We start from the raw sequence: 8,538 nt of genomic DNA on the forward strand, positions 1-8,538 counted from the left end.
GGGGCGAGAAGAGGATTACTCGGCGACAAGCTTAGCGAGGTCGTAGTTGAGTGTGACTACGTTGACGGCCACGCCATTCGGGCTTCCAGTAAAGGAGTTCATGAACCCTACCTGGTTGACCTTGATAAGCTGACGGAGATCGTCCTCGCCTAGGCCGGTGGCCTTGGCTATGCGTGGCACCTGGATCTCGGCGTACGCGGTGGAGATGTGCGGGTCAAGGCCGGAGCCGGAAGCCGTGACGGCATCGACAGGCACGTGGTCTTCGCTCACGCCCTCGCGGGCAGCGACCTCTGCGCGGCGCTGAGCAATCTCGTCCTGATATTCCTGCGAGACCACGGCAGCGTTGGACGCGGACGAAGACATAGCGTCCCAGCCATGGTCGCCTGCGGCGGACGGCCGCGGCTGGAACCACTGGTCTCCCTCGACGGGGTTGGCGATGAGGCGGGAGGCGACGATCTCGTTGTTGGTGTCACGTAGGAGGCCACCGTTGGACTTATCCGGGGATAGCTTGCCCACTCCGACGAGGACCATGGGATAGACAAAGCCCAGTACGAGCATCATCACCAACAGTGCTCGCAACGCAGTCCATTGCGCGCGGACGTTGAATCCCGTGCTAAAAGGACTTGCGCTGGCAGCGTGGGACAGATCCGGGTTGCTCCCGAATTCATCCGAGCGCGTCAGGTCGTGGCTGACGGGCTCATCCGTTGCTGTTGAGTGTGCCCTCGCGGAATGTGGAGTCTGAGGAGTGTGCATGGTTTAAATTCCTAACCCATTACCAATAATGAGGTCGATGATCTTGATGCCAATGAACGGGGCTACGAAGCCACCGAGGCCGAAAATGAGCAGGTTGCGGCGCAGCAGTGCGGAAGCACTGGCCGGGCGGTAGGACACGCCCTTGAGCGCCAACGGAATGAGCGCCACGATAATGAGCGCGTTGAAGATGACAGCGGACAAGATGGCCGAGGCCGGAGAGTGCAGGTGCATGATGTTGAGGGCTCGCAGTCCCGGAAATGTCGTGATGAACATCGCCGGTATGATGGCGAAGTATTTTGCTACGTCGTTCGCGATGGAAAAGGTTGTCAGGGAGCCACGCGTGATGAGCAGCTGCTTGCCGATTCCCACGATGTCGATGAGCTTCGTCGGGTCTGAGTCCAAGTCGACCATGTTGCTAGCTTCCTTGGCGGCGGTCGTACCGGTGTTCATCGCCACGCCCACGTCAGCCTGCGCCAACGCCGGAGCATCGTTGGTGCCGTCACCGGTCATAGCCACCATGTGACCACCAGCCTGCTCCTTTTTGATGAGCGCGAGTTTTTGGTCCGGAGTGGCCTCGGCGAGAACGTCGTCGACGCCGGCTTCCTTGGCGATGGCGCGAGCGGTCAGCTCGTTGTCACCGGTGATCATGACGGTACGAATGCCCATCTCGCGCAGCGTCTTGAAGCGCTCGACCATGCCGTCTTTCACAATGTCCTTGAGATGGATAACACCGAGAACACGTGACAAGGAGGAATTGGCGGTCGCTTCATGAGGATCGGATCCGGGCTCCGGGGCGTTAATGAGCTCGGCGACCACGAGTGCGGTGCCGCCGCCTTGACTAATTGAGTTGACCACGTCCTCGGTCTCTGCCGGAACAGTGCCGCCGAGCTCGCGGACAGTTGTCATGATCTGCTTGGCCGCGCCCTTGACGATCATTTCGGAATCGCTGAGTTTCACCCCCGACATGCGGGTCTGCGCAGTAAATGCGATGAATTCGAGGGTGCGAAAGTGTTCCTCTGGCATTTCACCTCGGGCGGCTTCCGCCAGCTTGACAATGGAACGTCCCTCCGGGGTCTCGTCGGCCATGGAGGCAAGCTGCACCTTGTATATAAGCTCGTCTTGGTCGTACCCGCCCACAGGAATTACGTTCACGGCCTGGCGGTCGCCGACCGTAATCGTGCCCGTCTTGTCAAGTAACAGAGTGGAGACGTCACCGGCAGCCTCGACAGCACGCCCGGACATGGCCAGCACATTGTGCTGCACCAGACGGTCCATGCCGGCGATGCCGATGGCGGATAACAGCGCGCCGATGGTGGTTGGGATCAGGCAGACCAACAAGGCGACAAGAACCAGGGGATCCTGCGTCGCACCATTGAAAGCTGCGGTCGGGGCTAGCGCCATGACAACGAGCAGGAATATCAGGGTCAATACGTTGAGGAGCGTGGACAAGGCAAGCTCGTTCGGGGTCTTCTGGCGATTGGCGCCTTCGACTAAACCGATCATACGGTCCATGAAGGACTGACCGGGCTCGTTGGTGATCTTGATCACGACCCAGTCAGACAACACGCGGGTACCACCGGTGACTGCGCACCGGTCGCCTCCGGATTCTCGGATGACTGGGGCGGATTCGCCGGTGACGGCTGACTCGTCCACGGAGGCCGCCCCAACGATGACGTCGCCGTCGGCTGGAATGGTCTGACCGGTTTCTACGAGGACGACATCCCCTTTGACCAGCTCGGTTGAGGGGACTTCTTCGCTCTCGTAGTTGGCCGGGCTCAGCTCATCGTTGGTGCGGCCGGAGCCGGACCCGGCGGTGACGAGGACCGTGGAGGTGATGCGACGGGCAGTGGTGGTCGTCCGCGATCGACGTAGGGCGTCCGCCTGAGCCTTGCCGCGACCTTCTGCGAGGGCTTCGGCAAACGTCGCGAAGAACACCGTGGCCCAGAGCCAGAGAGAAATGGAGAAACTAAACAGAGTCGGTTGGGTACAGGCGATGATGAAGGTGAACACAGCGCCCACCTCTACTAAGAACATCACCGGCGTTTTAATGAGCTCTTTCGGGCTCATCTTGCGCAGAGCCAAAGGCACCGTGGCCTTGAGCTGCTTTGCGGAAAAAGCAGATGTGGTCGAGCTCATAGTGTAGCCTCCGAAATCGGTCCTAGGACGAGAGTGGGAAGGAATGTCAGTGCACCGACGATGAGGACGACGCCTATCAGCAGGCCGACGAATAGCCCGCTGTGCGTCGGCAGAGTGCCCGAAGTCGTCGGGATGATGCGTTGCTTGGCCATGGCGCCGGCAATTGCCAGGACCATAACGATGGGCAGAAAACGTCCCAACAGCATGCACATACCGAGGGAGATGTTGAACCACCAGGTGTCTGCCCCGAATCCGGCGAATGCCGAACCGTTGTTGTTGGATGCGGAGGTGAATGCGTAGACCAGGTCGCTAAAACCGTGCGGTCCCGCCGCGGATAAAGAGTCTGGGGTGCTTGGCAGAAGGACGGATAGTGCCACTCCGCCCAGCACGAGGGTTGGCATCACGAGGATGTACAGGCAGACTTTTATCATTTCGCCGACGCCAATGCGCTTTCCCAGGTATTCCGGTGTGCGCCCGACAATAAGGCCGGCGATGAATACCGACAGAATGGCCATGACCAGCATGCCGTACAACCCAGTGCCGACACCGCCCGGAGAGACTTCGCCGAGCAGCATATTTAAGATGAGAAGGCCGCCGCCGAGAGGAGTGTAACTCGAGTGGAATGAATCAACTGCGCCGGTCGACGTCATTGTCGTTGTCACCGCGAACAGCGCAGACGGGATGGTACCAAGCCGCACTTCGCGACCTTCCATGCCGCCGCCGATAGCGTCGGAAGCAGTGGCCTCGAAGACGGTGACGGAAGCGAGTGACAGGAAGTACAACACCGCCATGGCGGAAAGAATGGCGTAGCCCTGGCGGGTATCGCGGACCATGAGACCGAATGTGCGAGTGAGGGACACCGGAATCACAAGGATGAGGAAGATTTCCAGGGCGTTGGACCACACGGTCGGGTTCTCGAATGGGTGGGCCGAGTTCGCATTGAAGTATCCGCCACCGTTGGTACCAAGTTCCTTGATGACTTCTTGGGAGGCCACAGCGCCGCCGGGGATGGTCTGGGTAGCGCCGGTAACGGTGGTAAAAGTCACCGGGGGTTGCAGGTTTTGGATGACTCCCTGGGTCATGAGAAACAGCGCGCCCAAGGTTGCCATGGGCAGGAGGATGCGCAGACAGACGCGGGTAAGATCCACCCAAAAGTTACCGATGCGCCCGTCGCCGTGACGGGCCGCGAACCCTCGGATAAGCGCAGCAGCAACGGAAATGCCTACGGCACCGGAGACGAAGTTTTGGACCGTCATGCCGAGCATCTGCGTCAGCTGTGACATCGCAGCTTCACCGGAGTAGGACTGCCAGTTGGTATTGGTTGTAAACGAGACCGCGGTATTCCACGCTTGGTCCGGATCTACTGGGCCCATGCCGTGCGCCCACGGCAAGTACTGCTGGAGGCGTTGCAGTAGGTACAAGACAATGATCGACAACATGGAGAAGGCTAAGAGGCTACCGGCGTAGCCGCGCCAGGTTTGCCGGGCGGAAGAATCTACCCCCAACACCTTGTAGATGACCGTCTCTATCTTGAGATCGTTGGCTCCTGTGAACACCTTTGCCATGTACCCGCCCAGTGGGACGTACAGCATGGCGAGGAGCGTGAATACCGCGACGAACGGGATATACCCGCCGATAACCCCGGTCATGAGAAGTCCTCAGGGTGCAACAGAGCGATGAGCAAATAGATGACAGCCGCGATTCCTAGAATCGTGCCTACAGTAAGTTCCCAGGTCATAGCTTATCCACCACCTGAGCTATCCATTGAATGGTAACGAACAGCACAATGGTGGCAAGCGTCAAAATTATGTCGAATGCCATGGATTGATCAAAGCACCCATCGGCACCGCTACATCTGGGTCTTAACGAGATTTTGACATCTACGCTCAGGGAAGAGCTAGTCTGCGACGAGCGGCTCCATCGTGAGGTCCGGGTGTTCCTTCTCCACGAAGGCGAGCTTCCACTTATCGCCGAACAGCGCGATGAGCTCGCCGTCGGTGCGGGTGAAGATTTCCACGCCGCGCTGGCGGCCGAGTTCCTCGGCGGAGGCAGCGTCGGTGCGGCGGGCGACGGAGTAGGGGATGGGTTCGGTGACGGTCTCGACGTTGTACTCGACTTCCATGCGGGCCTGCATGACCTCGAACTGCATGGGGCCGACGGCGGCCATGACGGGGGCGGCGTCGCCGCGGATGTCGTTGCGCAGGATCTGCACGACGCCCTCGGCGGCGAGCTGGTCCAAGCCCTTGCGGAACGCCTTGTAGTCGCCCAGCGACTTGGCACGCAGGATGCGGAACGCCTCGGGCGCGAACTGGGGCATGGGCTTGAATTGGACCTTGCGGCCGTTGTAGATGGTGTCGCCGGGAGCGAGTGAGCCGGCGTTGACGAGGCCCACGATATCGCCCGGGTAGGCGGTGTCGATGGTGTCGCGCGTGCGGCCGAAGACAGTGAGCGCATACTTCGTGGAGAAGCTGCGGCCTGATTGGGCGTGGGTGACCTGCATGCCGCGGTCGAACTCGCCGGAGACGACGCGCATGAACGCCAGGTTGTCGCGGTGCTTGCGGTCCATGCCGGCCTGCACCTTGAAGACGACGCCGGAGAAGTCATCGGTGACCTCGCGGACCTCGTCGATGGCGGTGGTGGATGCCTCGACGGCCTTGGGATCGGACTCGCGGGAGCGCGGGGCCGGGGCGATGGCGCAGAGGGTATCGAGAATCTGGTGGACGCCGAAGTTGAGCATCGCGGAGGCGAAGATGAGCGGCGAGGTGACGCACTGCTCAAACAACTCCTGGTCGTGGAGCGCGCCGTCCATGGCGAGCAGCTCGGCTTCCTCCACGGCGGTGTCCCAATCGGAGCCTTCGCGCGCGGCGGCATCGGCAGGCTGGAAGTGCTCCTCCGGAGCGATGGTGGAGCCGCCGGCGGTGCGGATGAAGTGGATGTACTCGTCCGCCTCGCCGTCCGAGTTGATGTGGGCCAGGCCCTTGAAATCACCCGCGATGCCCACCGGCCAGTAGAGCGGAGTGGGCTGGAGCTGGATCTCGTTGACGATTTCGTCGACCAGCTCGAGCGGCTCGCGGCCGACGCGGTCCCACTTGTTGATCACCGTGATGATGGGCAGGCCGCGGGCCTTACAGACGCGGAAGAGCTTGAGGGTCTGGGGCTCGAGGCCCTTGGCGGCATCGATAAGCATGACTGCGGCGTCGACGGCGGTGAGCACGCGGTAGGTATCTTCAGAGAAGTCCGCGTGGCCAGGGGTATCGACGAGGTTGATCATGAAGGGTTCCCCTTCATGGTCTTCAGGTGCGTATTCGAACTGAAGAGCCGAGGACGCGACGGAAATACCGCGGTCCTTCTCCATCTCCATCCAGTCAGAGACCGTGGCCTTGCGGTTGCCCTTGCCGTGGACCGCGCCGGCCTCGTTGATGACGTGCGCATGGAGGGCCAAGGCCTCCGTGAGCGTCGACTTACCGGCATCCGGGTGGGCGATGACGGCGAAGGTGCGGCGACGGGAGGCCTCATTGGCCACGGTGGAAGAACTCATGGCCTCTACCTTAGCGGGAGGGACTTACCATTCCACATTCAGCCGGCGGCCGAGATCGTCAAAGAGGCGGCGCGCCACGGAGAGCTTCTTCGCGATGGGACGTTGCAGGCCTGGACGCCGTTTGTCGTTGTAATACTCGCCCGGCTCGAAGTGCACGCCGGGCGTGCCGAGGAGGAAGAACGCCAAGTTATCGCCGCCGGAAGATGGCTTGCCAAAGAAGCGGTGAGCGAGCTTCGACGCGTAGATCTTTTGCACCGCGCCCGTGCCGGACTGCGCGAAGTTCGTGGCGAGCACGCCAGGGTGAAAGGCCACGGCGTTGAGTCCTTTACTCGCGAGATATCTCGCGAGCAGGATATCGCCCAGCTTCGCGTTGCCGTAGGCGCGCTCGCGGCTGAAGTTCTGGAAGGTATTGGGGTCCGCGGCATCGAAGTTGCTCATGAGCATGTTTGCTACCGATGCCGTCTGCACCACCGTCGCCGCTTCCTTTCCCAGCTCTGGGTCCGGGGTGAGTTGTTCGCGCAGGAGCGAGGTGAGCAGGAAGGGGGCGACGACGTTGACCTGCCACGTGCGCTCGAAGCCATCTGCGGTGCGGAAGGGGCCGTCAAAGACGCCGCCCGCGTTATTGGCGAGGGCATCGATGTGGCCCAAGTCTTGCAGTTCCTCGGCGAGACGGCGGACCTGGCCCAAGGACTCAAAGTCCGCGAGGTGGTAGCGCGCGCCGATTTCGCTCGCGACGGCCCGGGTCTTCTCCGGGTTGCGACCGACGATGACGAGGGTGTGCTTGTTGTTCATGCGCTGCAGCTTGCGGGCCGCGGCGGCGCCGATGCCGTCCGAGGCGCCGGTGATGACAATCGTCTTGGATGCAGTCTGGTCGCTCATGGTTGTCGAGATTACGCGTGCGAACTGCTGCGCGCCGGGCTTAGCGCGAATGGATGTCGTTCTGCGCGGCGTTCAGGCCGCGAGCAACGATGAGCCGGGCGCCGCGGGCGGCCGTGGCGATGGCGGTATCGAAGTCGTGGCCGTCGTCGACAGGCCCCAGCACCCAGTCGGGAATGGGCTGCGGCGCGGACTTGGCCGGGCGGCCGATGCCGATGCGCACGCGCAGGTAGTCGCGGGTGCCCAGGTGCTCCGTGAGCGACTTGAGTCCGTTGTGGCCATTCTCGTTGCCGCCGAGCTTGAGACGTAGCTTGTGCGCGGGCAAGTCGAGCTCGTCGTGGCAGACGATGACGCGGTCCGGCCCGACGCCGAGCGCTGTGGCGAGCGGGCCGATGCCCTCGCCCGAGAGGTTCATAAACGTCGTTGCGCGCGCCACGACGACGGGCGTGCCATTGATGTCGATCTGCGCGGCCTCGGCTTTGATGCCGCGCACGGGGGCGAGCACGTCCCCGGCGTCAGCGAGGAGATCGTCGATGGCCATGTAGCCCACGTTGTGGCGCGTCGCCGCGTAGCGTGCACCCGGGTTGCCGAGTCCCACGATGAGCCATTCGGCCTGCAAGGATGCCAGGTCGAGCGCGACCGGCCCCTGCGTGTCGGGTGCGCCAGCGCCGCCGAAGAGCGCGCGAATCTTCGAAATAAAACCAACCATGCGTTCCAGTCTCGCACGTAGGATGTCCGCATGAGTACTCGCGTGATCGATTCCTTCCCGTCGCCTGTCATCGTCGCCCCCATGGCCGGCGGCCCCACCACGCCCGCCCTGGTGCGTGCTGCCGATGCCGCCGGCTCATTCAGCGCCCTTGCGCTCGGCACGTCGCCTATGAACGTCGTCGCGCAGCAGCTCGACGCTATGGAGGGGGCGCGCTTTGGGCTCAACCTCTTCCACCCGCAGCCGCCGCTCACCAAGGACCTGTGGGCGGCCGCGCAGACCATCTCGGATGAAGAGGGCGTTGTGCTCGGCCACGTGGATTACACGTTTGGATGGCATGAGAAGCTCGCCCTCGCACTGGCGCACGACAACCGTCCCGCCGTCATCTGGTCGATGTTCGGAACCTTCAGCGACGAGGAAATACAACGCATCCACGAAGCAGGAATCGAGGCGTGGACGACGGTGACGACGGCGGCCGATGCCCTCGTGGCCGCGCGCCGGGGCGTCGACGTGCTCTGCGTCCAGGGCG

At 62.3% G+C, this 8,538-nt stretch carries 8 protein-coding genes; 1 reads left to right on the forward strand and 7 read right to left on the reverse strand.

Annotation, left to right across the window (positions count from 1 at the left end; all coding sequences use genetic code 11):
• Window positions 1-15 precede the first annotated feature (15 nt).
• From BN9444_RS05625 to pth, 7 genes are all read right to left on the reverse strand, one after another.
• Window positions 16-753 carry a potassium-transporting ATPase subunit C gene (locus tag BN9444_RS05625; RefSeq protein WP_082750250.1) on the reverse strand — a complete coding sequence of 246 codons (738 nt, stop codon included), beginning with the start codon at window positions 751-753 and terminating at the stop codon, window positions 16-18.
• A gap of 3 nt (window positions 754-756) precedes the next feature.
• Window positions 757-2,889: a potassium-transporting ATPase subunit KdpB gene (kdpB, locus tag BN9444_RS05630; protein ID WP_066510539.1), complete on the reverse strand. Its 2,133-nt coding sequence runs from the start codon at window positions 2,887-2,889 to the stop codon at window positions 757-759.
• Window positions 2,886-4,538 carry a potassium-transporting ATPase subunit KdpA gene (gene kdpA, locus BN9444_RS05635; RefSeq protein ID WP_066510538.1) on the reverse strand — a complete coding sequence of 551 codons (1,653 nt, stop codon included), beginning with the start codon at window positions 4,536-4,538 and terminating at the stop codon, window positions 2,886-2,888. The genes kdpB and kdpA overlap by 4 nt, the downstream gene beginning before the upstream one ends.
• Window positions 4,535-4,627 (reverse strand): potassium-transporting ATPase subunit F, encoded by a 93-nt coding sequence (locus BN9444_RS15535; RefSeq protein WP_066510536.1) that lies wholly within the window; start codon window positions 4,625-4,627, stop codon window positions 4,535-4,537. The genes kdpA and BN9444_RS15535 overlap by 4 nt, the downstream gene beginning before the upstream one ends.
• Before the next feature lie 159 nt (window positions 4,628-4,786).
• Entirely contained in the window at window positions 4,787-6,427 is a 1,641-nt protein-coding gene (locus tag BN9444_RS05645) for a peptide chain release factor 3 (RefSeq protein WP_068801572.1), read from the reverse strand.
• A 24-nt stretch (window positions 6,428-6,451) separates the two neighbouring features.
• On the reverse strand, window positions 6,452-7,306 hold the full coding sequence (locus BN9444_RS05650) for an SDR family NAD(P)-dependent oxidoreductase (protein ID WP_066487486.1): 855 nt from the start codon (window positions 7,304-7,306) through the stop codon (window positions 6,452-6,454).
• Window positions 7,307-7,346: 40 nt separating this feature from the next.
• Complete coding sequence (gene pth / locus BN9444_RS05655; protein WP_082750248.1) at window positions 7,347-8,012, reverse strand: aminoacyl-tRNA hydrolase; 666 nt, start codon at window positions 8,010-8,012, stop codon at window positions 7,347-7,349.
• A gap of 30 nt (window positions 8,013-8,042) precedes the next feature.
• On the opposite strand from pth, the gene BN9444_RS05660 reads away from it, so the two are divergent.
• Window positions 8,043-8,538 (forward strand): nitronate monooxygenase (locus BN9444_RS05660; protein WP_199872853.1); only part of this gene is annotated, 496 nt, incomplete at its 3' end.

It is taken from the genome of Corynebacterium phoceense (assembly GCF_900092335.1).
GTDB lineage: Bacteria > Actinomycetota > Actinomycetes > Mycobacteriales > Mycobacteriaceae > Corynebacterium > Corynebacterium phoceense.